General features: G+C 61.1%; 20 protein-coding genes and 1 pseudogene. 5 read left to right on the top strand and 16 right to left on the bottom strand.

The window, feature by feature from the left end:
• Positions 1-119: 119 nt before the first annotated feature.
• The 5 genes from peaD to C8K63_RS26770 form a co-directional block, all read right to left on the bottom strand.
• A complete protein-coding gene (peaD, locus tag C8K63_RS26790) occupies positions 120-1,238 on the bottom strand; it encodes a quinohemoprotein amine dehydrogenase subunit beta (protein WP_108219427.1) in 1,119 nt (372 codons plus the stop codon).
• Positions 1,239-1,259: 21 nt separating this feature from the next.
• On the bottom strand, positions 1,260-1,583 hold the full coding sequence (gene qhpC, locus C8K63_RS26785) for a quinohemoprotein amine dehydrogenase subunit gamma (protein WP_007971075.1): 324 nt from the start codon (positions 1,581-1,583) through the stop codon (positions 1,260-1,262).
• 1 nt (position 1,584) lies between these two features.
• Entirely contained in the window at positions 1,585-3,015 is a 1,431-nt protein-coding gene (peaB, locus tag C8K63_RS26780; RefSeq protein WP_108219426.1) for a quinohemoprotein amine dehydrogenase maturation protein, read from the bottom strand.
• Positions 3,016-3,096: 81 nt separating this feature from the next.
• Positions 3,097-4,677: a quinohemoprotein amine dehydrogenase subunit alpha gene (peaA, locus tag C8K63_RS26775; protein ID WP_108219425.1), complete on the bottom strand. Its 1,581-nt coding sequence runs from the start codon at positions 4,675-4,677 to the stop codon at positions 3,097-3,099.
• 374 nt (positions 4,678-5,051) lie between these two features.
• On the bottom strand, positions 5,052-5,306 hold the full coding sequence (locus C8K63_RS26770) for a DUF1652 domain-containing protein (protein ID WP_108219424.1): 255 nt from the start codon (positions 5,304-5,306) through the stop codon (positions 5,052-5,054).
• 277 nt (positions 5,307-5,583) lie between these two features.
• On the opposite strand from C8K63_RS26770, the gene C8K63_RS26765 reads away from it, so the two are divergent.
• On the top strand, positions 5,584-7,074 hold the full coding sequence (locus C8K63_RS26765) for an aldehyde dehydrogenase (RefSeq protein ID WP_108219423.1): 1,491 nt from the start codon (positions 5,584-5,586) through the stop codon (positions 7,072-7,074).
• Between the two features lie 89 nt (positions 7,075-7,163).
• Here C8K63_RS26765 and C8K63_RS26760 read toward each other — a convergent pair whose 3' ends face one another.
• From C8K63_RS26760 to C8K63_RS26735, 6 genes and pseudogenes are all read right to left on the bottom strand, one after another.
• Positions 7,164-8,462 carry an NAD(P)/FAD-dependent oxidoreductase gene (locus tag C8K63_RS26760; RefSeq protein WP_108219422.1) on the bottom strand — a complete coding sequence of 433 codons (1,299 nt, stop codon included), beginning with the start codon at positions 8,460-8,462 and terminating at the stop codon, positions 7,164-7,166.
• Positions 8,459-9,136, bottom strand: a complete 678-nt coding sequence (locus C8K63_RS26755) for a S8 family serine peptidase (RefSeq protein WP_108219421.1) — start codon at positions 9,134-9,136, stop codon at positions 8,459-8,461. Before C8K63_RS26755 ends, C8K63_RS26760 begins: the two co-directional genes overlap by 4 nt.
• Positions 9,126-10,844: an ABC transporter ATP-binding protein gene (locus C8K63_RS26750; protein WP_108219420.1), complete on the bottom strand. Its 1,719-nt coding sequence runs from the start codon at positions 10,842-10,844 to the stop codon at positions 9,126-9,128. The genes C8K63_RS26755 and C8K63_RS26750 overlap by 11 nt, the downstream gene beginning before the upstream one ends.
• A complete protein-coding gene (locus C8K63_RS26745; protein ID WP_108219419.1) occupies positions 10,844-12,748 on the bottom strand; it encodes a sigma-54-dependent Fis family transcriptional regulator in 1,905 nt (634 codons plus the stop codon). The genes C8K63_RS26750 and C8K63_RS26745 overlap by 1 nt, the downstream gene beginning before the upstream one ends.
• A gap of 210 nt (positions 12,749-12,958) precedes the next feature.
• Positions 12,959-13,141 (bottom strand): annotated as a pseudogene (locus C8K63_RS26740) (M20/M25/M40 family metallo-hydrolase); the annotation flags it as partial.
• A gap of 377 nt (positions 13,142-13,518) precedes the next feature.
• Complete coding sequence (locus C8K63_RS26735) at positions 13,519-15,456, bottom strand: potassium transporter Kup (protein WP_371920812.1); 1,938 nt, start codon at positions 15,454-15,456, stop codon at positions 13,519-13,521.
• A gap of 543 nt (positions 15,457-15,999) precedes the next feature.
• On the opposite strand from C8K63_RS26735, the gene C8K63_RS26730 reads away from it, so the two are divergent.
• The 4 genes from C8K63_RS26730 to C8K63_RS26715 all read left to right on the top strand — a co-directional run bounded on the left by C8K63_RS26730 (position 16,000) and on the right by C8K63_RS26715 (position 20,389).
• Positions 16,000-16,851, top strand: coding sequence for a sugar phosphate isomerase/epimerase (locus tag C8K63_RS26730; protein ID WP_108219417.1), 852 nt, complete (start codon positions 16,000-16,002; stop codon positions 16,849-16,851).
• Positions 16,852-16,865: 14 nt separating this feature from the next.
• A complete protein-coding gene (locus C8K63_RS26725; RefSeq protein ID WP_108219416.1) occupies positions 16,866-17,936 on the top strand; it encodes an isopenicillin N synthase family oxygenase in 1,071 nt (356 codons plus the stop codon).
• A 46-nt stretch (positions 17,937-17,982) separates the two neighbouring features.
• Positions 17,983-18,777 carry an ABC transporter substrate-binding protein gene (locus tag C8K63_RS26720; protein WP_108219473.1) on the top strand — a complete coding sequence of 265 codons (795 nt, stop codon included), beginning with the start codon at positions 17,983-17,985 and terminating at the stop codon, positions 18,775-18,777.
• 64 nt (positions 18,778-18,841) lie between these two features.
• Positions 18,842-20,389, top strand: a complete 1,548-nt coding sequence (locus tag C8K63_RS26715) for an amino acid ABC transporter permease/ATP-binding protein (protein ID WP_108219415.1) — start codon at positions 18,842-18,844, stop codon at positions 20,387-20,389.
• A gap of 24 nt (positions 20,390-20,413) precedes the next feature.
• Here C8K63_RS26715 and C8K63_RS26710 read toward each other — a convergent pair whose 3' ends face one another.
• The 5 genes from C8K63_RS26710 to C8K63_RS26690 are packed head-to-tail and all read right to left on the bottom strand — an operon-like array spanning position 20,414 to position 26,262.
• The gene (locus tag C8K63_RS26710; RefSeq protein ID WP_108219414.1) at positions 20,414-21,247 is read right to left on the bottom strand and encodes a class I SAM-dependent methyltransferase; all 834 of its coding nucleotides are present in this window, start codon (positions 21,245-21,247) and stop codon (positions 20,414-20,416) included.
• On the bottom strand, positions 21,241-22,398 hold the full coding sequence (locus C8K63_RS26705; protein ID WP_108219413.1) for an acyltransferase: 1,158 nt from the start codon (positions 22,396-22,398) through the stop codon (positions 21,241-21,243). The genes C8K63_RS26710 and C8K63_RS26705 overlap by 7 nt, the downstream gene beginning before the upstream one ends.
• Positions 22,395-23,261: a bifunctional 2-polyprenyl-6-hydroxyphenol methylase/3-demethylubiquinol 3-O-methyltransferase UbiG gene (locus tag C8K63_RS26700; protein WP_108219412.1), complete on the bottom strand. Its 867-nt coding sequence runs from the start codon at positions 23,259-23,261 to the stop codon at positions 22,395-22,397. Before C8K63_RS26700 ends, C8K63_RS26705 begins: the two co-directional genes overlap by 4 nt.
• Entirely contained in the window at positions 23,258-24,562 is a 1,305-nt protein-coding gene (locus tag C8K63_RS26695; protein WP_108219411.1) for a glycosyltransferase, read from the bottom strand. Before C8K63_RS26695 ends, C8K63_RS26700 begins: the two co-directional genes overlap by 4 nt.
• Positions 24,556-26,262, bottom strand: a complete 1,707-nt coding sequence (locus tag C8K63_RS26690) for a glycosyltransferase (RefSeq protein ID WP_108219410.1) — start codon at positions 26,260-26,262, stop codon at positions 24,556-24,558. The genes C8K63_RS26695 and C8K63_RS26690 overlap by 7 nt, the downstream gene beginning before the upstream one ends.
• Positions 26,263-26,621: the final 359 nt, after the last annotated feature.

The raw sequence follows: 26,621 nt of genomic DNA, 5'->3' as shown, positions 1-26,621 counted from the left end.
CCTCTTCGCGAGCAGGCTCGCTCCTACAGTGGATTTTCGGTGAACACAAGTTTTGTGCCTGACCGGGAACCCTGTAGGAGCGAGCCTGCTCGCGATGGCGTCAGTCCAGGCGCCGCACACTACCGCACAAAAATCTGCGCCGTGGTAATCGCCATATCCCCGCCCGGCAGCTTGATGCTACCCGTCTGTTTCAGGCTGTCGGCATCGAAGATCGCCACGTCGTTGAAGGTCCCCGCCAGGTAGATCTTGCTCCCGTCCTTATTGAAGGAAATGCAGTAGTACGAGTGATCGAGCGTGGCGGACTGGAGCATTTTCTTCTGCTTGATGTCGTACTTGGCCAGGCGGTTGAGCACGCCGAACATCAGGTTCGGGTCCTTGGGCGAGCGCATGCCGCTGAAGTAGATTTCGGTCAGGGGCCCGAAATCGGTGGTTTCGGTCTTGCCGGTCTTCAGGTCGACGCTGAACAGGCCGTACAGGTATTCGGCGGTGGCCGGGTCCTGTTTCTTGTCCTTGAATTTCGCCGCGGTGTAGAGCAGCGAGAAGTCATGCCGGTACGTCTGCTGGTTCCACACGTAGAGCACGTCCGGCGCGCTGTAGTTCGGGCGTTTCCAGTGACGACTGGGGATCAGCACGTCGAACTTGCCGGTTTGCACATTGACCTTGTAGACATCCGCCCCCGCCACATACAGCGTGCCGTCGTCACCGCTCTGCATGATGGTCAACTGGCGCGGCGCCGGGAAACTGCGCACCGGTTTGGCGTCCATGCCGGCGTCGGTCTTGTACACGTCGAGCCGTGGCTGCTGCACTTCGTAGCGGTCATTCATCATCAGCGTCGGGTTGGCGACGGTGTACAACTCCTTGCCATCGTGACTGAGGGTAAAGGCGAACATCGACTTGGCCTTCTCCCCCGGCTTCTGGGTGATGCTGGCGTGGAACACCTGCTTGCAGTTGTCCAACTCAACGCCGTAGACATCCGCATAGTGGTTGTTCAGCACGTAGGCGGTCTTGCGGTCCGGCGACAATTGCACGGTGCCGGGGCCGAAGGCGTCGGGCATCTTGCAGGTCTTGAACAGGGTGTCGGTGGCCAGGTCGATCACGTGCAGGTTGTTCGGGTAGTTGGTGGTCACCATGTATTCGTGACCGACTTGCAGCGCGGTGTTTTCATCGGCCAGAACACTGACAGAACAGCTGCTCAGGACGGCGAACGCGGCCAGGCCGCAGGCTTTGATGTTGTGCATGCTGGAATCCTTCTTCTGTGATCACTTGTCTTTGGGGAAGACAGTGCCGAGGTTGCGCCAGTTTTCGTTGGACGCCTGGGCATCCTTGTTCCAGTCCGGGTAGGTACTCATCATGTCGGGCACCTGGGCCGGCCACCAGCAAGGGTCGGAGCAACCGTAGAGGTCGGCCTCCATCGGCTGGCACAGCGACGACACACCGCCAAACGCATCGATTTCCCAGCCCGGGTCGGTGGTCGAGGCACAGCCCGCCACGGAACTCATGGCCACCACTTCTTCAATGCGGTTTTCATCCGCGGCCTGATCCAGCTTCAACGCTTTGTTATTGATTGCCTTGAGATGTTTCATATCAGTGAGCCTTGCGCGGAGTGATGTAGCTGCTGATGAACGCAGGGTTATTGGCCATGATCCGGGTGTAGACCTCGATGCCGAAGTCGACCCAGTCACGCATCAGTTCGCAGTAGTGATAGGTCGGGTGCGTCGGGTCGCCGTAGCGGGCGTAGCTCTCGTGGTAGCAGCCGCCGGAACACAGGTTGCGGATCTGGCAGTCCTCGCAGCCGGTGTTGCTGCGGTCCAGGCGCTGGGACAGGAAGTCGTTCAACTCCACCTGTTTCACGCCGCTGTGGACGTTGCCGAATGTCGGCAGGCTCGAACCGGTAAAGCGGTGGCACAGGTTCAGTTCGCCCTTGTGATCGACCGCCAGCATCTTCAGGCCCGCGCCGCACGGCAGGGCCTTTTTGTGGCCTTCATGGATGTCGGTGATGAGTTGGTGCAGGTTGGAGAAGCCGATGTTGCGGTGCTCCAGCGCCGCTTCCAGGTAACGACGACCCAGCTTCTTCATGTTGGCGAAGACTTCGATCAGCTCGTCACTGGTCAGGTTGAACGTGCTGATATCGCCGGAGGTCACTGGGGCGAAACCGACTTCGGCAAAACCCAGTTCGTTGAACAGGTGATCCCAGATGGTTTCGACGTCGGTGACGCCGGTGGTCAGGGTCACCCGCGCGCCCACCGGACGACTGTTGTAGCGCGACAGCAACATCTCGGCCTTGCGCCGCACCACGTCATAGGTGCCCTGCCCGCCCACGGTGATACGGTTGCGGTCGTGCACGGTCTTCGGCCCGTCGATGCTCACTGACAAACCAAAGCGGTGGGCGTTGAGGTAGTCCACGGTTTCTTCGGTGAGCAGCGTGGCGTTGGTGGTCATGACGAATTCAACGAACTTGCCCGCCTCGCGAAAACGCTTCTCGCAATAGTCGACCATGTACTCGATCAGCTTGCGGTTGCTCAGCGGTTCGCCGCCGAAGAACACCACGGTGAAACGCTCTTCGTCCGGGGATTCGCGCAGCAGCATTTCCACCGAGGCAATCGCCGTCTCGACGTCCATCTTCTTGCCCGCCGACGGTTTGTCGAGGTCTTCCTTGTAGCAATAGGTGCAGCTCAGGTTGCAGCCGGTGTTGACGTTGAGCACCACGGTGTTGATGGCCGTGCGCTCGACCCGCTTGGTGGCGATGTCCGGGGTCAGCGGCGAGCCATCGCTGACCAGTTCCAGGGCCATCAATTCACGCAGGGTCTCGGTGACTTCTTCGCCGTTGAAGCGCGCGGCCAGGCGCTGGATCAGGTCGTCCGAGGAACAACCGGGCCCGCGCAAGGTATCGATGATGGTGCCCGTCAGTTCATCGCTGGCGAACAGCGAACTGCTGGGGATGTGAAACAGCATGCGGTCGGCATCGATCTGCACTTCGTGCAGGTTGCGTTCGACCAGATTCAAGATAGCGCCCATAACCAACCTCCTGTGCAAGCCCCGGTCTGCGGGGCTTGCGGTCATTCCGAAAAGTGTCTGAATCGTTGAACGCCAGGCACATCACGGAATGGGTGGATTGTTCCAGCGTTGCACCGTCACGATCATGTGGCCTTCGCCGGTCAGGGATTTCCCTGCGTCGTCGATGGCGGCGATCACCTTGAGGTTGCCGGCATTGTTGGTGGACATCTTGCGTGCCGGGTTCGGCCCGGCATCTCCCGGGGTGAACACGCCGGCGTCGGCCTGCATGGTGCCGGCGAACTTGACGTCTTCGTCCTCCTTGGCGCGGTCGTCGAAGGCCTCGACCTTCCATTGCGCCGGGAACACACCGATGCGGTACGGCTTGCCGTCGGCGCCCTTGCCCCAGGCTTCTGCGTCGAAACGGCCCTGGACTTTCGGCGTCGAACCGCCGCCCTCGCCGATCCGTGCTACCGAAAATTCCGGCACCACTTTGACCGAAGCGATCTTGCTGTACACCGACAGGCTCGGGCCTTTCAGCGTGCCGACACTGACCGCGCGCGCACCCGGTTGGGCATTGGCGGCGGCCTTGAGTCTGACCTTGATCTGCTTCGGGCTCTGCGAGACGACTTCGAGCACTTGCACGCCTTTGCCGAAGTCCGGCTTGCCGGTCAGGCCACTGCCGATCAGGGTCACTTCGGTTTCGCTGCCGGCTTTCAGATAGCCCGGCTGCACCGCCAGCAAACGACTGGAACCTTGCCTGGCGGCAACGAAGTCCAGGCCGCGCTCGTCGTGCTCGGCCTCGAACATCCGGCCCTGCATCGCATTGCCTTGAGCGGCGAACACCTGGCGCATGGTCACGCCATCGATGGTCACGTTGCCGCGCCATTCGTAGCCGGTGTAGAGAATCGCACTGCCGTCGCCATTGAACGGGCTGCCGTCGGCGTATTGGCCTTTGACGCTGACCTTGAAGGTGTCGCTGCCATCGGCACTCACGGTCATGACACCGGCCAGTTCACCCTTGCCCGGCAAGTGGCCGCTGAAGCTCCAGTCGCCCACCAGGGCCTCGGCCTTTGGTGCCGCGCTCTGCCATTTTTTCCAGGCCGGGTTGTCCAGCGGATAACGCTTGGCCAGCAGCGGCACCATGTCTTTGCGGGCCATATCGAACCAGTCGCGGTCCCGGGACAGCGCCTGGTATTCCAGGGACGGCCATTGGCCGAGGTGGAAATTCACCAGGCGTTCCCACTCCTGCGCCGGCCGCCGTTGCAGGGCCACCCGCGCACCGGAGTGGCAGCGGCCGCACATTTGGCTGGTCTGGTCGTCGAGCTGCTCGACGGTGTTGAGTCGCCGCTCCAGCGCATAACGCACGCCATCGGTTTCGCTCGGCGCCAGACCCTGGGTGTCGGCCAGGTACTTGACCAGGGTGCGGCGGTCGTCATCGCTGATCTGCAAGCCGTGCATGGTCTGCATGCGGGCAATGCTCATCAACCAGCCTTCCGGCGTTTTGCGCTGGTGGCTGATACGGCTCAGGGCGTTATCGGCTTCGGGGGTGTGACAGCCCTGACAGGTTTCCTTGAGGATGGTCTGGGCGTCGCGGGCTGCCAGGCTATGAGGCGAATGCAGCGCTACACAAGCGGCTACGGCCAGCAGGCTGGCGCTCATGCCTGATCGGAGTTTTCTCTTCATCAACGTCGAACCTCGCACGGTGCGTTCTTATTGTTGTGGCTTATCGTTTTTATGGTTTCTGCCGTCGGCTTTGATCCGCTGACGGAGGCAGGAGAAACGTCTGAGATGTGCAATACACAGAGCGTGCCAGCTTGCCGATAAGCTTTTTTATCAATCACTTACGCTAATTTGACTGCATTGGGCCATGCCCCGACGCGATCTGCCGCGTCTAGTTTCGCGACAGTTGTTGCAGTCTGAGACAGCGTAGTTGCCCGGCCCGAGCCGCTCATCGCCCGCCGATTGACGGGGCCTGCCCAGCCGGTAAGAAAAGGGGATCGGGGAGGATTGCCTAAAGGCCTGCGCCGCACCACGCGTGTAGTGCGGCAGGCCTCGGTTCAACTGTTAAACGTCGGGTGCACACCTTTGTGCGCGTTGATTTCCTGTTGCATCTGCACCACCAGCGTCGCAATCGCGTGGGGTGAATTCAGCTCCCAAAGCGGAACGTGGGTCGCCACCAGGTCGACTTTGCCGGTCACGCAATCACACACGCGAATGGTCAGGGACTGATCCGGCGCCACGCTGCACGTGCATACCGACGGCAGAAAACTGTGTTCAATGATGTTTTGGATTTCCAGTGTTGAAAGGTTCATCGCTGCCTCCCTCACGCCAGATGTATTGCCGGGACAATGCTCCGTCATTTCGCCCGCCAGGCGAGAAAATTCTAGCCCTCGCCACAGGCGCTCTCAAGATCGCGAACGGGTTGCTCGTCGTCTCACCGGCTGTCGCGAAATGCGACAAACACCCCTACCCGGCCCCCTTGATCTGCTGCGGAAAAATCCCGCCCGACCACGGCCGACCGGCGCTTTTGGGGACTTGGCACAGCCATTGCGAAAGCCCGGTTCTCACGAACAACAAGAGGCCTCGCCAATGTCGCTCCCAAACGTGCTTCCCGCCACTTCGGCGTTCATCCAACGCGCCCCGCGCATGCTGATCGGCAGTGGCTGGGTCGAGGCCGCCGACGGCCAGACCATGCCCCTGCACAACCCGGCCACCGGCGAAGTGCTGTGCGTGGTGCCACGGGCAACGCCTGCGGATGTCGACCGCGCGGTGCTTGCCGCCCGCCAGGCGTTCGACGATTCGGCCTGGACCCGCACCCGCCCCCGGGAGCGGCAGAACCTGTTATGGAAACTCGCCGACCTGATGCAGCGCGACGCCGAGCTGCTGGCGCAACTGGAATGCCTGAACAACGGTAAAAGTGCGGCGGTGGCCCAAGTGATGGACGTGCAACTGGCCATCGACTTCCTGCGTTACATGGCCGGTTGGGCGACCAAGATCGAAGGCTCCACGGTTGATGTGTCGGCACCGCTGATGCCCAACGACCAGTTCCACAGCTTCATACGTCGCGAAGCGGTGGGCGTGGTCGGTGCCATCGTCGCCTGGAACTTCCCGCTGCTGCTGGCCTGCTGGAAACTCGGTCCGGCCCTGGCCACCGGCTGCACCGTGGTGCTCAAACCCGCTGACGAAACCCCGCTGACCGCACTGAAACTCGCCGAGCTGGTGCTGGAAGCCGGGTATCCCGAAGGCGTGTTCAACGTGGTCACCGGCACCGGCATCACTGCCGGTTCGGCCCTGACTCACAACCCGCTGGTGGACAAGCTGACCTTCACCGGTTCCACCGCCGTGGGCAAGCAGATCGGCAAGATCGCCATGGATTCCATGACCCGGGTCACCCTGGAACTGGGCGGTAAATCGCCGACCATCGTCATGGCCGACGCCGACCTGAAAACCGCTGCGGCCGGGGCGGCCAGCGCGATTTTCTTCAATCAGGGCCAGGTCTGCTGCGCAGGTTCCAGGCTGTATGTACAGCGCAAGCATTTCGACAATGTGGTGGCCGACATCAGCGACATCGCCAAAGCCATGAAACTGGGCAACGGCCTGGACCCGAGCGTCGAAATGGGCCCGTTGATCTCGGCGCGCCAGCAGGAGCGCGTCTACGGCTACATCGAAAAGGGCCGGGAAAGCGGTGCGACCATTGCCTGCGGTGGTGAGCAGTTCGGGCCGGGGTTCTTCGTCAAGCCGACGGTGATCGTCGACGTCGATCAGAAGCACTCACTGGTGCAGGAAGAAATCTTCGGCCCGGTGCTGGTGGCCATCCCGTTCGATGACGAAGCCGATGCTCTGCGCATGGCCAATGACAGCCCTTACGGGTTGGGAGCGAGTATCTGGTCCAATGACCTGGCGGCGGTGCACCGGATGATTCCACGCATCAAGTCAGGCTCGGTGTGGGTCAACTGCCACAGCGCCCTGGACCCGGCGCTGCCGTTCGGCGGCTACAAGATGTCCGGGGTCGGGCGTGAGATGGGGTATGCGGCGATCGAGCATTACACCGAGCTGAAGTCGGTGTTGATCAAACTGTGAAACAGTTTTTGTAGGAGCTGGCGAAGCCTGCGATCTTTTGATCCTCGGTACGTTTGAGGCAACCAAAAGATCGCAGCCTTTGGCAGCTCCTACGGTTTGAATCCCTGCCCCATCAACCAACTCCTGACCATCCTTCCCTGCTCCACCGTCAAACCGGCCAACACCTGATCCGCCGGCTCGCCCTGCTTTAACCTCTGCACCAACGCCGCCACCTCAACCCCTTGCACATGCCAGATCCCCAACGGCTGATCGACCGTGATCACCACCTCGGCCTCATCGACAAACCCCTCACGCAACACCGGCGCCCGCTCAACCCTCAGCGCATTGAAATCCACCGCGGCATGAGCCACCTCGACGTCCGGCCAGTTCCGTCGTGCCTGCCAGAACGGCTGATCCAGCCAGCGCTGCTCATCGGCATAAAAATCCCGGCCGATCCGCGCAAACCGCAAAAACAACTGCTCCACCCGCTGCTGGTGGAAACGCTGGGCCAGAGCCGCTCGTTCGGGTTTGCACAGCAGCGTGTTGATCACTGCCGGCGCCTGCAACGCCGAGGACAACGACTGAAAGATCCCGTTGCCCGACAGCGGGTCGACGGCCATTGCCGCATCGCCGACCCGAATCCAGTTTTCGCCACACACCTGCGGGCTCAGAATCGCCGTGCTGCTGCGGGCGTGCAGCTGCAGATCACTTTCCGCTTCGCCTGCAAAAAATGCCGTGGCCAGCCGCGAACCCTGGCGCCGCTGCCGGCAGTAATCGAGCAACATGGCCTTGCCCGGCAACCCGGCGCTGGCCACGTCCACTGTCCATTGCCAGTAGCACTGACCGTCGGCGCGCCGCGCCATCCACGCCCAGCCATCCTCGAGGCTTTCCACGGCGCTGGCGGTGCTGCCCGGCGAACCCTGCCAGCGATTGAGCAAGCTGACCGTCTCGGGGCCGCGCAAGCCTTTGCCGGCAGCTGGAGCCTGACGTCCGCGGGCCTCGACGAGAAACGCTGCGAGCAGCGGTTCGCGGCCATCGACTTCGATTCGATGGCCATTGGTCGATGACTGAACCGTCAACACCCGGCCTTCGATCAGCTCAACCCCCGCCAGACGCAAATCCTCGCGCAGGCCTCGGTCAAAAGCCGGGCGGTCGAGCAGATACTCGATGTTCTGTGCGTGGTGTTGACCATTCCAGTTCACCTGGCGTTGAGAAGGCAGCGTCGCCTCCGCCAACGCCTGATGCAGGCCGGCGCTGCGCAAGGCCTCCAGCACCCGCACGGACACACCTTCGAGCGCCGCAAACCGGCGCCATTCGCTGATCAGCGTGACGCCATGGCCCAGCCGCCGCAGCCCCAGTGCGACAGCGGCGCCGGCCGGTCCGGCACCCAGAACGACGATGTTCGTCATGGCCCGATGCGCCGTTCAGGGCCGCGGTAACGGGCGTGCTCGCGCAACCACTCGACGACTTGCTGATTGCTGGCGCCAGGCTGTTCGGCGAGAAACCCGGCAATGTGCCCGCTCAAGGCGGCACAACCGAGGCTCGCCCCGGATTGCCCCGGATAGGTGCCCTGCACACACGCAGCGAAATCCGCCTGGGCACTGTTGAGCCACGACCATTCCTGCTCGGCGCAGCGCGCATCGCCGGTCACCCGCAACACCTGCGGATAGTTGGCCGGAAACACCCCTTCCCCCTGGGCTGGACTCGACGCACACAGCAGTACGCCCCGTGCCACCGCTGCCGCGCAGGCTGCGCGCAACAAGCTGCGATCCTGACGCAGGCCAAGGCTCAGATTGATCAGTCGCACGTCCTGCGCCAGCAGCCAGTCAATCGCCGTGGCGATCTGCAAGGCGCTGGTGACACCGCGCTGGTCGAACACCTGCGCCACGCAAAACAGCGCCGAGGGGGCACGCCGGCCGATCGCCTCGATCACCGCACTGCCATGCCCCAGCGGATCGTCGCGCAAGTCGCCCTCGGCCAGGCCGTCTTCGAGCAATGCAAAGCGTCGACCGGCGATCACTCGCACCCGCTGTGCCGCCGAGTGGCCGCTGTCCACCACACCCACGCGCAACTCAGGTTTCATGCAGCACCGTTTTCGAGGTCAGCACGCCGTCGAGCAATTCGAAACGCAGATCGGCATCGGCCAGGGTTGATGGGCGATGGCTGATCAGGATGCGCGTGCGCCCGGCAAACAAGCGGTCGATGGCGTCGATGACTTCGCGCTCGGTGGCTTCATCCACCGCGGACGTGGCTTCATCGAGCACCAGAATCAAAGGGTCCTGCAACAGCGCACGGGCAATCGCGATGCGTTGCTTCTGCCCACCGGACAACTGCTGACCGCGCTCGCCCAACGGACTGTCGAGGCCTTCGGGCAAGGACTCGATCAGGCTGTCGAGTTGCGCCAGCCGCGCCACGTCGGCAATCGCCTCGCGGCTGGCGTCCGGCACCGCGTAGGCCAGGTTGTCGGCGAGGCTGCCGCGAAACAGCACGATGTCCTGGCTGACGATGGCAATGCGCCGACGCAACTGGAACAGATCCAGTTCGCGCAGATCGACATCACCCAGCAGGACCCGGCCCGATTGTGGATCGTGATGACGTTGCAGCAGGTCGATCAGGGTGGATTTACCCACGCCGGAGCCGCCGCTGAGGGCCACTTTCAAGCCGTAGGGGATCCGTGCTTCGATGCCGCGCAGGGTCGACTGGCGACCGGGATGGGCAAAGTGCACGTTGTCGAACCAGAGGTCACCGGAACTCGGCATCGGGCGTGGCGTGACAGGCGTCGACACGGTCGGTTGTTCGCCGCGCAACTCCATGACCCGGCCGAGGCTGACGGTCATCCGCTGAATGGCAACGTACAGCCCGAGCAGGCTTTGCACCGGCCCCACGGCCATGCCCAGGTAGGTGGAAAAGGCAATCAGGGCACCGAGCTGCCAGGTGCCCTGCACCACCCAGTAACCGCCGATCAGAAATGCGCAGGCCCGGGACAGCGAGGTCAGCGTACCGGGCACGGCCTGGGTGAAAAACTCGGTGACTTGCAGGCGCAGCAACTGGCTCATGTAGCCCTGCCCCAGCGTCTCGAGGCGCCGCGCTTCGCGCTGTTGCTGGCCGGCGGACTGGATGAACTTCATCACCGGCAGCGTCTCGACCATGAACGACGACATGTCCGCCGAACGCTCGCGCAACTGCCGCACATCGCGCTCGACCTTGCGCCGCATCCAGCGCAGCCAGAGGACATCGAGGGGAATCAGCACCACCGCCAGCAGCGAGAGTTTCCACGACAACGTCAACAGCATCGCGATGGCAACCACCAGACCGATCACACTCGACACCGCCGAGAACAGCGAGTCCACGGCGAACCGCTGGATTTCCGCGACGTCGCCATCGAGGCGCGACATCAGGTCGCCGATGCGCCGCTGGCCGTAGAAGCTCGGCGACAGGGTTTGCAAATGCCGGTACAGGTCGTCGCGCAAGGCAAACAGCATGCGCCCGGACAGTCGCGTGTGCAGGTAGCGGTTGATGCCCGAGAGCGCCGTGCCCAGCAACCCGGCCACGATCATCAGCCCGGCGATCAATACCAGCATCGGGAAATTGCGCGCCAACAGGCCATCATCGATCAACAGTTTGGTCAGCCACGGCTGCACCAGCACCAGCGCCGAGGCGCACACCGACAGGCCCAGCAGCCCGGCAATCGCCAGACGATGGGGGCGCACGAAGCTGTACAGCCAGCGCAGTGACGCTTGCAGCGCCTCGGGGTTCTGGCTGTCGATCAGCCGAACGATCAAGCGCTGCATCATGGACGCAACTGTTTGAGCTTGCGATAAAGCGTCGCGCGGCTGATGCCCAGGGCGTCGGCGGCGGCCGAGACGTTGCCCTGATGCGTGTCCAGGGACTGACGGATCAGCTCCAGTTCGTTCTCCCGGATGCTGCCGGCCTGGGGCCGTTCGCTGGCGGTCAACTCGTCGAGCATGCTGTCGGGCAAGTGATCGAGGGTCAGCACGGTTTCACCCGGCTCGCGCATGGCCAGCGCGGTGCGCAGGACCATCTCCAGTTGGCGGATGTTGCCGGGCCAGTGATAGCCGCCGAGCAAGCGATCGAGATCATCGTGCAGGACTACGGCGGGTGCGCCCAGTGTCGTCAGCATGCGGCTGACCAGTGCGGCGAAATCTTCGCGTTCGCGCAGGGCCGGGAGCATCACGCTGATGCCGTTGACCCGGTAGAACAGGTCCTCGCGAAAGTGTTTTTCTTCCACCAGACGCTTGAGGTCGCGGTGGGTGGCGCAGATCAGCGCGACGTCGATGTCCTGCTCCTCGCCTGCGCCCAGGGGCGCGACCTTGCGATCCTGCAATACCCGCAACAGTCGGGCCTGCAAGGCCAGGGGCATGTCGCCGATTTCATCGAGGAACAAGGTGCCGCCATGGGCCTGCTGCAGGCGCCCGACCATGCCGCCCCGGCGTGAACCGGTGAACGCGCCTTCGCGATAGCCGAACAGTTCGGACTCGATCAGGCCTTCAGGAATGGCCGCGCAGTTCACTGCCACGAAGGGTTTGTCGCAGCGCGCTCCGGCCATGTGCAGGGCGCGGGCGATGACCTCTTTACCGGTGCCGGTTTCGCCCAGCAACAAGACGGGTAACTCATTGGCCAAGCCTTGACGGGCCATGCGCAAGGCGCGGGCGTAGCGTGTATTGCTGCCGGCCAGCGCTTCCAGATCCGGTTGTGCCTTGGCAGTTTTCGCCGCAGTGCGCGGTGGGCTGCTGACGTTGATCGAGCGTTGCGGCGCGCGCAGGGTTTTGTAGAAGAACTCGCCCTTGGCGGTTTGCAGGCTGCCGGCCCCGCCCTGATGCAGGCGCGCCAACAACTGCAAGCCGTCGACGCCGAGAAACTCCTCGCAGCGCCGACCGACCAGGGCCGAGCGCTCGGCGTGGAGCAACTGGCAAGCCTGGGCGCTGACCGCGAGGATCTGCCCGCCGAGACTCACCGCCAGCAGGCCTTGCCACGGGGATTCCAGATACTGCCTGCGGCTGTGGAAGGCCAGCACGATTTCGTCCGGATAGCTGGCGTTGAACACCCGGCTTTCGATCTGGCTGACCGCCATGGCCAGCAGCGCAGTGCTGTCGTGGGCGCGGCCAAGGGGGCCTTCGCGGGTCAGGTCGAGGACGCCAAGAATGTCGCCCTGGGGGCAATGGATCGGCACCGAAGTGCAGGAAAAATCACTGAGGCGATCCAGATAATGTTCGCCGCAATCGATCAGGGTCGGCCGGGCTTCCACCAGTGCCGTGCCGAGGGCGTTGGTGCCGCGGACCGCTTCGCTCCAGCAGGCGCCCAGGGTGATGTCCTGCAAGCCGCTGCCCTTGAGACGGTCGGCGCGGCCTTCGACGGCGAGGATGGTGGCGTCGGAGTTGGCCAGGATGATCAGCCCTTCCTTGCCCTGACGCTCGGCCAGGTAATCGATCGCCGGCAGCGCGGCGTCGATCAGCAAGCGATTGTTGGCCAGCAATACGTCAAGGCTGGCACTCGATTCCAGCGCCAGCTCGTGCTTGGCATTGAAATGCACGCCATGGCTCAGGCTGCGTCGCCACGAAGCATCGATTTCCGCACGCAGGACGCCATCCGGCACTTCGCCTTCCAGGTGCAACTTTTCCCGGGCCAGCCGGGCTTCGCGATGCTGTTTGGGGGAGTTTGTTTTTATTAGCGTCATCAAGCGCTCCGGGTCATCCGCCCTGCGCCTTCATACGTTGGCGCCCTGGCGCAATCTTTACGTTAACGTAAGGGCTATGGCAAGTGCCGTAGGGCGCTTGTAATTCACCAGATAGACCGAGTTATCGTTCTTCGCGAGCAAGCCCGCTCCCACACTTGACTGTGTTGAACCAAAAATGTGTGGTCAACATCGGACAATGTGGGCCTGCGTTCAGTCGATTTTCCCGGCGCGGGCCAACACAGCGTTGAGCAAAACATCCGTGCCCTGGCGCACGTCTTCGGGCAGTACGTCTTCGGCTTCGTTGTGACTCAGGCCGCCCACGCACGGGATGAACACCATGGCCGTCGGGCAGTACCGCGCCAGGTGGATCGCGTCATGTCCGGCGCCACTGACGGTCCCCTAGGTGTTTACCCACCCGCCGGCCACCCCCAGGACCGCGCAGGATTCGATACTTCGGCGCGCTATTCATCCTGTCGGTGATCCTGATTTACACCCTCTGGAGCTCCTACGTGATTCGCGCAAAAGTGAGGACTGGTGATGGCCTCCTCTAGTAGATCAATTGCTCGAATCACGAAAAGGCAGATGCCCCTTTTATAAGCACGCCGCTCAGTTGGGCCTGATGTTTGGCGTTGTCCACTGTAGTGGCGATGGAGTTGGCCCCTGGAGCGTTCTGACGAGTCCGGGAACCGTTGGTGAGCGCCCGTCGATTTTTCATCTTTTTTTCCACATCCCGTGGGGAAAGTCGGGGAAGTACAAGCTAGCAGAATTCCTTACATCTCAACCTGTGTGCCCAGCTCTATCACCCGATTCAACGGCAACTTGAAGTACTTGAGGTTGCTGTTGGCGTTCTTGAGTAAAAAGGCGAACAGGCCTTCTCGCCAACGGGCCATGCCGATGCGCTTGGTCGGGATCACCGTTTCCCGGCTCAGGAAATAGGTGGTGCGCATCGGACTGAAGTCCAGCTCAGCCAAGTGACAGAGACTCAACGCCAAAGGGACATCGGGCTCCTCGATAAAGCCGAAGTGCAGGCTGACCCGGAAGAACCCTTCGCCATATGCTTGAACCTCAAACCGTCGATCAGCACTCACACGAGGGCTGTCTTCAGACACCACGGTGAGCAACACCACTTGCTCATGCAAAACCTGGTTATGCAAAAGGTTGTGCAGCAGCGCATGCGGAACGGCATCGGACCTGGCTGTCAGAAATACCGCCGTACCTTGTACACGATGAGGAGGCTGCGTGCGGATGCTACCGATGAATACTGGTAGAGGCAGCGCGGTTTCGTCCAGCCGTTCAACAATGATCTTGCGGCCCCGTTTCCAGGTGGTCATCAAAATGAACAGGCCAATACCGGCAATCACCGGGAACGCACCGCCCTGGAAGATCTTCGGAGCATTGGCCGCGAAGTACAGGCTGTCTACCAGCAGAAAACCGAGCAGCATCGGAATGGCCAGCCAGCGCGGGGTTTTCCATAGCAACAGGACGACAGCCGAGGACAGGATGGTGGTGATCAACATGGTGCCCGTCACAGCGACCCCATAAGCGGCGGCCAATGCACTGGACGACTCGAAACCAAGCACCAGCAGCACAACACCGACCATCAATGCCCAGTTGACCGTGCCGATGTAGATCTGTCCCTGCTCCAGGCTGGAGGTGTGCTGGATAAACATGCGAGGAACATACCCAAGCTGGATGGCCTGGTGGGTCAGGGAAAATGCGCCTGAGATCACGGCTTGAGAGGCGATGATGGTAGCCAGTGTGGAGAGTGCGACCATCGGCAGCAGTGCCCAGCCCGGCGCGAGCAAATAAAATGGATTGCGCACCGCCTCAGGGTTTTCCAGGATCAAGGCACCTTGACCAAAATAGTTGAGTACAAGTCCTGGCAGTACCAAAATGAACCACGCGCGGGCAATGGGTTTGCGACCGAAGTGTCCCATGTCTGCATACAGTGCTTCGGCGCCCGTCAGCGCGAGTACCACTGCCCCAAGGATGGCCACACCGATTCCCGGATGAGCGATAAAAAAATGCGCTCCCCAGTACGGATTGAGCGCTTGCAATACTTCCGGTCGCTGGAAAATGCCATAGATCCCCAGCGCACCCAGCACGACAAACCACAGCACCATCACTGGGCCGAACAGGATACCGATGCGAGCGGTGCCGTGTTTCTGTATCAAGAACAGCGCCACCAGCACGATCACTGACAAGGGCACGACCCAGTGTTCGATTCCGTCAAACGCCAGTTGTAGACCTTCAACCGCAGAGAGCACCGAAATGGCCGGGGTGATCATGCTGTCCCCGTAAAAAAGCGCCGCACCGAACAGGCCAAGCAGAACGAGTATTTTACTCATGCGCGGATAAGGGGCGGCCGCGCGGCGGGCTAAAGCCGTCAAGGCCATGATGCCGCCTTCGCCCTGGTTGTCGGCACGCAGGATGAACAGCACGTATTTGATCGAGACGACCCAAATCAGTGACCAGAAGACCAACGACAGAATACCCAACACGCCGTCGTGGTTGGCCTGAACGCCATAGTGACCAGAAAATACTTCTTTCAACGTGTACAGAGGGCTGGTGCCAATGTCCCCGTAAACCACTCCGACCGCGGCAACGAGCAGGCCCAGTCCTGACGTTTTGGATTGCGGGTTTTCATGTGCTCCGATTGCTGTTTCACTCAAGGGTCGCTTCTCTCGAATTGCGGGGAGGAAGTGCATGCCATCCTTGGGCAAAACAATATGCCCAGGCCACTGAAGCCTCGAGGCGCATGGACGATCTGAAAAGTCGCGGCCAGTATCTTTGAGGGCTGAAACGGCAGTCGTAAAGAATGCGTAAAAATTTACGGCGATACGAACTCTATCCATTCAAATCATCAGATTGGATCTGGCGGTGCCGGGTGTGCTCGATATTGCCGGACTGACATATTGAGTCACTTGCAGCCCTGCACGACAGGCAGCACAGTCAAAAGCGAACCCTCAGCAGCCCGGTGTCGCTTGGAACTCTTCAAAATGATGCCGTAACAATGGCATCTCTCGCTAATAGCCAACGTAGACACGTTCTCGCCCATAAAACCCCTCCTGGCAAACGAGATAAATAGCTAGCTATTTGTTAGTGAAAGTCTGAAGTATTCATTTGAACTTTCAGATTCTTTCACCGCGCGGCCTGTGCCTAACATCGACTCCACAGCGAACCAGCCTCTTCGCAGCCGGGCGCCGTCGAAGTGCTTTTGCAGCAGACCCTGGGATTTTTGAGGATCACCGATGAAGCTGGAAATTTTCCGCACGCTGTGGGGCTATACCGCCAGCAAGGCTCAGGCGCTCGAGGAGTTGCTGCACGCGGGCTTTGACGGCATGGAAGCACGCCTGCCGCTGGACGCCCGTGAACGGGCCGAGTTCGGCGCTTTTCTCCAGGCCAATCGCCTGGGCTATATCAGCACCGTCTTCACCGCGTACGACGTGCTGCCGGACCAGTCGGCAACGCCCGCCGTTCACCTCGATGACCTCGACCAGAAACTCGCCTGGGCTGCCGAACTCGGCCCACGCTTCGTCAACGTGCTGGCGGGCAACGATCGCTGGTCCTTGCCACAACAAGTTGAATTTTTTGGCCAGGCGCTGGATCTGGCGCGCAAGCACGGCCAGGTCTGCAGTTTCGAGACTCACCGCTCGCGTTCGCTGTTCAACCCCTGGGTGACCCTGGAGTTGATCCGCCAACTGCCCGACTTGTTGTTCACCAGTGACATCAGCCACTGGGTCGTGACTTGCGAGCGTCTGTTGAATGACCCGGCCGATGACCTGAGCGCTTTCATCGAGCGGGTTCACCATATCCAGGCCCGGGTCGGTTACGACCAGGGCCCGCAGGTTCCGCACCCGGCGGCGCCCGAATATGCCAAAGAACTGGCGTTCCATCAGCAGCACTGGGAAAGCATCTGGCGCTCGCAGCAAGCCCGCGATTACCAGGTCAGCACCCTGACCCCGGAATTCGGCGCCGACGGCTACCTGCATCATTTGCCCTTCACCAATGTCCCGGTCGCCGACCTGTGGTCATTGAACGTGTGGATGGGCCAGACCGAGCGCGAACACTTCGAGCGTTTCAGCCACTCAAGCCATCCTTAGGGAGCCGATGCGTCATGCCTGACAATAAACACAACAGCGCCAGCACTGACACACACAAAGCCAACTTCAACAGCATTCCGGTGGTCAACATCGCCGGTCTGTTCAGCGTTGAACTGGAACACCGCCTGGCCGTGGCCGAGCAATTGGGGCGCGCCGCCAGCGAGGTCGGGTTCCTCTATATCACCGATCACGGCATCGACCCGCAACTGATCGCCAACCTGCGCCAGGCTGCCAAGGACTTTTTCGACCAGCCCTTCGACACCAAGATGCGCCACTACATCGGCACCTCACAAACCCACAAGGGTTTTGTACCCGAAGGCGAAGAGGTCTATTCCAAAGGCAAGCCGGACCACAAGGAAGCCTTCGACGTCGGCTTCGAAGTCCCGGCCGATGACCCGCTGGTGCTGGCCAACACCCCGTTGCTGGGGCCCAACGACTGGCCGCAGCTGTCAGGCTTCAAGGCGTCGGTACAGGCCTACTATGCAGCCATCTTCGCCTTGGGCCGGCGCCTGTTCGGCGGCTTCGCCCTGACCCTGGGCCTGGAAGAAAACTATTTCGACAGCCTGGTCACCCGTCCGCCGTCCAAGCTGCGCCTGATCCACTACCCCTTCGACGGTGCCGCCCATGATGCACCGGGTCTTGGCGCCCATACTGACTACGAGTGCTTCACCATCCTTTTGGCCGACAAACCGGGCCTTGAGGTGATGAACGATCTTGGCCAATGGATCGATGCACCACCGATGGCCGATGCCTTTGTCGTCAACATCGGCGACATGCTGGAAGTGATGACGGCAGGCGCTTTCGTTGCCACTGCGCATCGGGTGCGCAGCGTGAAGGAGGAGCGCTATTCCTTTCCGCTGTTTTATGCCTGCGACTATCACACCCAGATCAAGCCGCTGCCCGGGTTCGCCCAGGCAGGCAAGGACTACGAAGAAATCACCATCGGCGAACACATGTATGGCCAGGCGCTGCAGACCTATCAGTATCTGCGCCAGAGGGTGGCCAACGGGGAAGTTCAGCTGCCAGGCAAGGCACGCAAGCCCGCCAGTTTCGGACATTTGAAAAATCAGGCGCAACCGTCCTGATTGAAATTTTCAGCTACCCCCCTACCTACGCCGGAGTCAGTACATGATGAAAAACAACAAGAAAAACCTTTTGAGCCTGGCTGTATTGGCAGCCGGCATGTTCGGTGCCACGGTGAGCATGGCCGCGGCAGAAACGTTCAAGGTCGGCATGGAAATCACCTACCCTCCTTTCGAGTCCTACGACAAGGACAAGAATGTGGTGGGTTCGGACCCCGAGCTGGCAACGGCTCTGGCCAAGCAGATGAACGCCAAGGTGGAGTTCGTCGACACCAAGTTCCCGAGCCTGATCCTGGGCCTGAACTCCGGCAAGTACGACGCGATCATTTCCGGCATGTACATCACGCCGGAGCGCCAGACCCAGGCCCAGACCATCGCCTATGCCAACACCGGGGCCGCGGTCATGGTGCCCAAGGGCAGCGAGATCAATGCGAAAAAACCTGAGGACCTGTGCGGTTTGAAACTGGGCCTGGAACAGGGCACGACCTGGGTCAAGGAATTCAGGAAGCTGTCCGATGAATACTGCGTGCCGAACAACAAAGGGGCGATCACCGTCAGCGAATACCCCTCAGCCCCCGAAGTGACCCAGGCCCTGCTGTCCAGGAACATCCAGGCCCAGGTCGAAATCGCCGGCGCAGCAAAAATGATCGCGGAAAAGACCAACGGCCGGGTCGTGATCACCACCGAGCATCCGATCTATCAGCAAACCCTGGGCATCTTCGTCAAGAAAGGTAACGACGAAACCTTCCAGGCAGTGCAGAAGGCCTTCGAGGAGAGCAAAAAGAGCGGTGAATACGCCGCAGTCCTCAAGAAATATGGTTTGGAAGAACCGACTGCCAACTAAGAACCTGTCCTTGTAGTCTGGTCATCTGCCTCCCCTGCACCGGGGCGGCAGATCGAGGTGCCCCATGCCATTCGATTGGTCGTATTTCTTCTCCCTGTTCTCCCTGCCGGACTTCTGGAGTGCCTGCGTCACGGTGGTCCAGCTCAGTGCCCTGGCCTGGTTCATCGGCATGCTGCTGGGTTTTGTCCTGGCCACGGCCAAGCTGTCCCAATCGCCCTTGGTGCGCATTCCCGCAGCGGTCTACATCTGGTTCTTCCGCAGCATCCCGTTGCTGGTGCTGGTGGTGTTCGTCTACAACCTGCCGCAATTGTTTCCCGGTAGCGGATCGATTCTGTCCAACCCCTTCTACGCAGGCCTGCTGGCCCTGGTGGTCACTGAAGCGGCGTACATGGCGGAAATCCATCGTGGCGGCCTGATCTCCGTGGCCAAGGGCCAGAAGGAAGCCGGGCGTGCGCTGGGTGTCGGCCTGTTGGGCATGCAACGGCTGATCGTGATCCCCCAGGCTTTCCGTATTTCGCTGCCGACCTTGATCAATGAATACATCACGGTGGTCAAGCTGACATCGCTGGTCTCGGTCATTTCCCTGACCGAAATCCTCACAGTCGGCCAACGCCTCTATGCCACCAACTTCCTGGTCATGGAAACGCTGGCGGCGGTAGGCGTCTATTACGTGTTGATCGTCACCGTGTTCGGTTATTTCCTGCAGCGCCTGGAGCGCTACCTGGACCTGAACCTGCGCAAGCCGCACACGCTCGACGCGTCCACCATCGCCAGGTTCAAGGCCAGCGCCGAAGCGTTGCCCGACACTGCGCGCAAGGCAGCAGGCACTAACGCGACGCCCATCCTGCAACTGAAGAACATCCAGAAGAGCTATGGCACGCACAAGGTGCTGCTGGGTATCGACCTTAATGTCGAATGCGGCCAGGTGGTCTCGATCATCGGGCCATCCGGTTCCGGCAAGACTTCGCTGATCCGCACGGTCAACGGCCTGGAAACCATCGATACCGGCGACATTCTGTTGTTCGGCGAAAAATTCATCGAGGCTTCGAACAAACCCAATGGCTCCCGCCTGCGCAAAGGCGTGCGGCACATCGGCATGGTGTTCCAGAACTTCAACCTGTTCCCGCACCGCACCATTCTCGACAACGTCACACTGGCGCCGCGTTACCACGGCCAGCCGGGCGAGCTGAGTGAACATCGTGCCTATGCGCTACTGGACAAGGTCGGCCTGCTGGCCCATGCCCACAAGTACCCGCACCAGCTCTCCGGCGGGCAACAGCAGCGCGTGGCGATCGCTCGAGCCCTGGCGATGGAGCCGCAGATCATGCTGTTCGACGAGCCGACCTCGGCCCTCGACCCGGAATTGGTCAACGACGTGCTGAGCGTGATCCGCGACCTGGCGAAAGAAGGCATGACCATGCTGATCGTGACCCACGAAATGGACTTTGCCATGTCGATATCCGACCGGGTCGTGTTCATGGAGAACGGTAATATCCAACTGGATGCCGCCCCTGAAACCATACGATGCGATGCCAAAGGAGAACGAGTGCGGCGCTTCATGGGAATCAGTGCTCGAACGCCAAGCCTGGCTGCAACGCTGGATCATGCGTGAGCATGGGTGCTGCCTTGATGCCGATCAGGGTTTACGCGCAATGATCACCTGACTTTTCGCCACCACGGCATCCAGCGCCTGCTTGATCTGTGCACCCCGTGGCGAAGCCAGGATCGCCTGCCAGGTATCCGCCCAGTGGTTGAGCAATGGATGGTCCGGGTTGCTGAAGTCGACCTTGGCTTCCCAGAACAACAACATCCACATCGACCAGTAGAATCCGTACTGGCTGTGGCTGATCACTTCCAGGCCGGCATCGCTGACCATGGCCTTGAACTGCTCTTCGCTGATGATGCGAATGTGGTTGGGTTTCTGGAAATACTCGGCCGCGGCGATATCTTTCTGCAGGTCTTCGGAGCTGGGATGCGGGACGCTCAGCAGATACAACGCGCCCGGTTTGCCGACGCGCACCAGTTCAGCGAGGAACTGCGCCGGATCGTCCACATGCTCGATGACCTCGGTCGACACCACCCGGGTGGCGGTCGCATCGGCAATCGGCAGCGGGTTGCAGTCGGTGACGTGGCATTCGACGTCGCGGGCCGGTGTATCGGTCAGGCGCTGGCGGGTCGCTTCGACCTTGGCCGCGTCGATATCGGCGATGATGATCTTCGCCCCGCGCATCCCGCAGAAATGCACGTTGCCGCCGTCGCCGCAACCGACATCCAGCAGTGTGTCCTCGGGGGTCACCGGGAAGCCGGTGAACAGTTCGCCGGTTTGCTGATTGAACCAGCCGCTGAGCATCGCGTCGTGCAGGCCGAGCATGTAAGGGTCGACTTTCTCCGCCACTGACGCCGCGGGCGCTGTCTCTGGCTGCACAGGCGCAGGCGTGCCCGCCGTGAGTTTCTTCAAAAGGCTCAGCATGAGGTGGCTCCAGAGGATGGGACGGCTGTTCGGGAGGTGCCCAGGCGTTTGACCAGCGAGGCGCCGCGGTTGCGCATGGGCATTTCGATGTAGCGATAGTTGAGTTCGCTCAGCAACACGATCAGGCCGCCAGCCATCAGCAACATCAGAATCGGATGGCCAGCCGGACTGGGCAGCCCGGCAGCCTGTAAACGGAAAATGAATTCACGAACCAGCAAGTAGGCCGGGATATGGATCAGGTAAATCCCGTAGGAACGGCTGCCGACCCACGTCATCAGGTTTTTGAACACGCCGCGTGGCAACAGGTAATCGCGGTTGTAAGAAGCGATCCACACCAGCAGCGCACACAACAGCGCAATCGCGCCGATCCGGTAAGAAGTGAAGGTGAAACGATCTGTTGCCATGAAGCTGAGCAGCAGCGACACCGCGACCAGTGCGGCAACACCCGCCCATGGATAACGCAGGAATTTTGGCTCCCGGCGCCGGTACGAAGGCTGCACGCTCCACATCGCCAACAGTACGCCAAGGGCCAGCGCGTCGGTGCGCACCACCATCAGGATCGGCGTGCGCAAGGTCAACAATTGCAGCGCCACCAACGCCAGCAAGGCACACACCAGGTGTTTGCGTAACAGCACGATCAGCAGCGGAAACAGCAGGTAGAACTGTTCTTCCAGCGACAGGCTCCAGTACACGAAACTGGTGCCGTACTCGTAGTGATAAAAACTGTCGGCAAAGCGGAAATTGGCGTACTGCGCGACGCCGGCCAGGGTCGCCTGAAGGTTCGCGTGCAGGGTGCCGAACGCACCGGAGCGATTGAGAAAAAGGCACGCCAGCAACATCAGCGCCAGCCATAACCAGGCCGAAGGCAGTAAACGAAAGGCCCGGCGCAACCAGAAATTGCGCGTTTGTTGCCAGTATTCCTGGCGAGTTGTGCAGCGACGCAAGGCGGGGATCAGGCTGCGGGCAATGACGAAACCCGAGATCGCGAAAAACAGATCCACGCCCCACCACGGCTGGCTGTATAGCGTGATGGTCTGCAGCAACGGCACAGCCGCCGCGAACAGGCTGTCCTGCAGGTGATGAAACAGTACGCCGAGCACCGCTATGCCGCGCAGCAACTCGATGTCCATGATCCGTTTTTCGTTGCTCATGCGCCCTCCTCGACATGGGGTTTGCGGGCAATGATCACCTGGCTCTTGGGCATGAACTGATCCAGCATCTGCTTGATCGCCAACCCGTCAGGCTGGGCCAGCAAGTCCTGCCAGGTTTTCGCCCAGCTCTCCATCAGCGGCGGATACGGCGCCTGAATCCGGTCACGAACCGCACCGCCCAGATCGCGCCCGGCGGCCCGTTCACTGGCCCAGAAAAAAATCATGCCCATCACCCAGAAAAACCCGGTGGCCTGACGATGCTCGATGACCAGGCCCGCGTCCTCCACCAGCGCAGCGAATCGCTCGGGGCTGAAAATCTGCACGTGATTGGGCGACTGAAAATAGCTGGCCGGGGCAATGCCTTTCTGCAAATGCTCGCCCACCGGGGATGGCACGCTCAGCAGGTACAGCGCGCCAGGGCGGCCCATGCGCACCAGTTCGGCCATGAAGGGTTCTGGATGGTCGATGTGTTCCAGCACTTCCATACACACGACTTTGCTGGCGCAACCATCGGCCAGAGGCAGCGGCAGGCTGCTGCTGACCAGACCGAGATTCGCCTTGTCCGATTGTGCTTGCACTTGCTGCGCCAGGTCGCGGACCTTGTCGTGTTCACTGTCGGTGAAGATCACCGACGCGCCTTGACGCACCGCAAACAAGGTCGCGACCCCTTCGCCACAACCGACATCCAGCAGGGTGTCGTCGGCGGTGATGGCAAAGCCTTTGAGCAACTCGCCGCTGTCGCCAAGAAACCAGCCGTCGAGCAGGGCGTCGTACAAACCGATATCCCGGGGCGAGACCCGCGTTTCTGGCTGGGCGACCTCTACCGGTGCGGGCCGCAACTTCGCAAGCAGGCGCCGAATCATGTGCCCGACGCTTGTGCGGAGTTTGCTTCACGCCGTTCCAGCAACTGCTCGAACACCGCCTTCAGGCGCTGCTCGGCAACGGCCTGGCTGCAGAATCCCTGCAGGCTGTCCACGGCATGGGCCGACATCCGTTGATAGCGCTCGACGTCCTGTCTGGCGACGTCATGGCTGGCGGAAAAAGCCGTACGCAGCGAGTCCCAATTCGTGACGTAACGTAAGGTACGATACGCTGCGCGAGGATCGTGGGGCCAGGATGTCAGTTCGTCGGTACTGTCGACGATAAACGCGTTGTCACGGTCGATGTAGTCGGCCATGGCAGTGTTCAGCGGCGCAATCGCCGGCTTGCCGCAGGACATGAACTCCATCAACGGCAGGCATTGCCCTTCGCCGTAGGAGCAATTGACGACGTAACTGGTGGCCTCGACCAGGCGCTCGTAGTCGATGTCGGACAGATAGCCGTGGACCAGCACGATGCGGCACTGATAGGACTGATTCTTGTAGACGTGGTGCAGCATATCGTTCAGTGCATTGGCGATGTCATGGTGCGTGAGCTTGAGCACCAAGGTTGCGTCGGGCGTGTCGCGAAAGGCGGTGCAGAACGCACTGATCATGTCCTTCCAGTTCTTGCGTCCGTCGTAGGGATTGAACACCGAGGTGTAGACCACGCCCTCGAGCAACAGCTCGCAGTCGCGCGGCGGTTGGTCGAAGGCGATCGGCGTGCCCTCGCGCAAGCGTTCGGGGCCGTAGGGGCGCAAGTCCGCGGTGCGACTGTCGATCAACAGCCCGCGCAGGTTCAGACGCGTGCGACCCACGACCGGACGCTTGTCCAGAAGCTCGCCACGGGCGGCAAACCGGTCCCAGACAGGCGCCGCAATCGCGCTGATCGGGTAATCGGGGCCCATCACATCGCGTACGGCATTCACGGTAAAACTGGAGTGCGTGATCGCCGTCCCGCTGGAGCCCAACACCGTCCGCCAGTCATGCCGTGGTTCGCCCTGCCAGCTCTCGGTAGGAATGGTGCTGAACTCCCAGGCGAACACCGGAATCGTCGGGCACGCGTAGTGGACCGGCGTGCGATGCGGCGGAGAAAAGGACAGGAACACACAGTCTTCGCCCCGGCTCAGGCACTCGAAATACAGCCGATCGACCAACTCGTCCGGGTTGCTGACCTCGATCACCTGCCCCAGCCGTTCGAGCACCGGGCGGAACTCCTTGAGGACGAAGTAATAGCTGTACTCGGGCCGCCCCAGGTTCTGCTGGATGTTGCTCTTATTGGTTTCCGAATGAATGATGATCAGCACGATGCAGCCCCCGTTTCGGCAACCACCGGAACGACGTCACGGACAAGTTCTTGTTTGAAGAACAGCGCCAGTCGCTGCTGCACTGGCGCGAAGCTGCAGTACTGGTGCATGCGTTCGCTGGCCGCGTCCGCCATGACCTTCCAGGTGTCCGGCTGGTTCTTTGCCATCGCGTAGCTGTTCTCATAAGCCATCTTCAACGAGCCCCAGTCCGGACGGTGGCGCAAGGTGCGGTACAGGATGCGCGCGTCTTCCGGCCAGATCGTCGGCTCCTGGCTGGACTTGACGACGAAGGCCACACGCTCGTCGATGTAGTCGTGCATCGCCGTGTGATTCGGGGCGATGACCGGCCGGGCACAGGACATGAACTCCATCAGCGGCAGGCACAGCCCTTCGCAGCGTGAAGCGTTGACGTAGTAACTCGCCGCGCCATAGAGCCGGGCGAACTGCTCGTCCTGCAGATAACCGTGCATGACCACCACGCGACAGGCGAAGGGCGAGAGCTGGGACAACAAGGTGATGAGCTCGACGTAATAGGTCAACAGGTCGTTCTGGGTCATCTTCAGCACGAGCGTAGCGTCTTGCACATCACGCAGCGCCCAGCAGAACGCCGTGATCAGGTGGTGCCAGTTCTTGCGACCATCATCGGGATTGAACACGCTCACGTAGATGACGCCATCGACCTCGATTTCGACCGTTTGGCTGGTGTCGGGGAAAGCTGCTTGTGGATGCTCGTCCTGCGTGGAGGCTTCGCTGACGACAGGTTCATCCGCCACAGGGGCTTCGCTGATGGCATGTTCATCCGGCACGGAGGCTGCGCTGATGGCAGCTTCATCCGGCACGGAGGCTGCGCTGATGACGGGTTCGATCGGCAAAGGCTGAGGTTTCCGAAACCTGGCCAGCCATGGGCGAACGGCATCCGGCACCAGATCGCGAACGGCTTCGCGATACCACAACAGCAGGTAATGTCTGGTTATGAAGTAGCGTCGACGCAGGGTCAACGGCGGCACAGGAGGTTCCGGTTCAGGCTCGATTTCGGGTTCCGGTTCAGGCTCGATTTCGGGCTCGGGTTCGGGTTCGGGTTCGGGTTCGGGTTCGGGTTCGACGATTTCCTGCGGCGGTTGCTCGATGATCGGCGCGATCAAGCCATCGGCGGACAACCCCATCGAGCGACTGTCCAGGATGCAACCCTTGATCTGCAGTGTGGCACCCGCGTTCACCGGTGTACCGGGATATTGCTGGCGAATGTCGGCGAAACGCTCCCACAAAGGCGTCGGCAGCACCAGCACCGGGAAGTCGTCGCCCAGGGTCCGGCGGATGGCTTCGGCTGTATGGGTGGACAATGTGATCACCCGCCCCAGACGTGCCAGTGTCTGGCTCCAGTCTTGACGCGGATCGTTGTCCCAGTACTCGGCGGGAATGGTGTCGAATTCCCAGGCGACCACGCAAACCATCGGGCATTGCAAGTCGCTGGGAGTCTTGTGCGGTGGCGCGAACGAAATGAACAGGCAGTCCTGACCGGCCTGCTGCAATTGCCGATACAGCGGATCGACCTCGGCGGCCGATGACACCACATGCACCGGCCCGAGGCTTTCAAAGAGCGGTCGATACGCCTTGAGCACGAAGTAGTAACTGTATTCGGGACGACCGAGGCTCTGGCTGATGGAGCTGTCGTTGACGTCGGAGTAAAGAATGAAATTCATGGCACCCCACGGTGACGCCGCCATTCCGGCAGCCTCACGCTATGACGGGGAGGACAGGGTTCGAGTCAGTGTTCACTGGCGCTCGTCCATTGTCTTGCTGCCCGCCTTCGTTCTTGTTTTAGTGGTCAGTTTCTCGCAGTTTCGAAGCGACGCTGCCGAACCCTGGATCATCGTGACGAGGGGCATTCTAAACACATCCTTCGAGGGTTCGTGAACCGCCCGGCGAGAATAAATCGGGCTACGCTGATGAGAACCGATCAGTCACTTTTGGACTTGTTGAAATTGCCGAGCAAATGGCACAGATTGGCTACCAAACAACTACAACAAACATTTCACCTGTCTTTCGAGCGATCATATCG

The organism is Pseudomonas sp. GV085, from assembly GCF_003050925.1.
In the GTDB taxonomy this organism is placed as follows: Bacteria; Pseudomonadota; Gammaproteobacteria; order Pseudomonadales; family Pseudomonadaceae; genus Aquipseudomonas.
The sequence above is the reverse complement of the archived record's forward strand: the minus strand, read 5'-3'. Positions and strand labels throughout refer to the sequence as shown.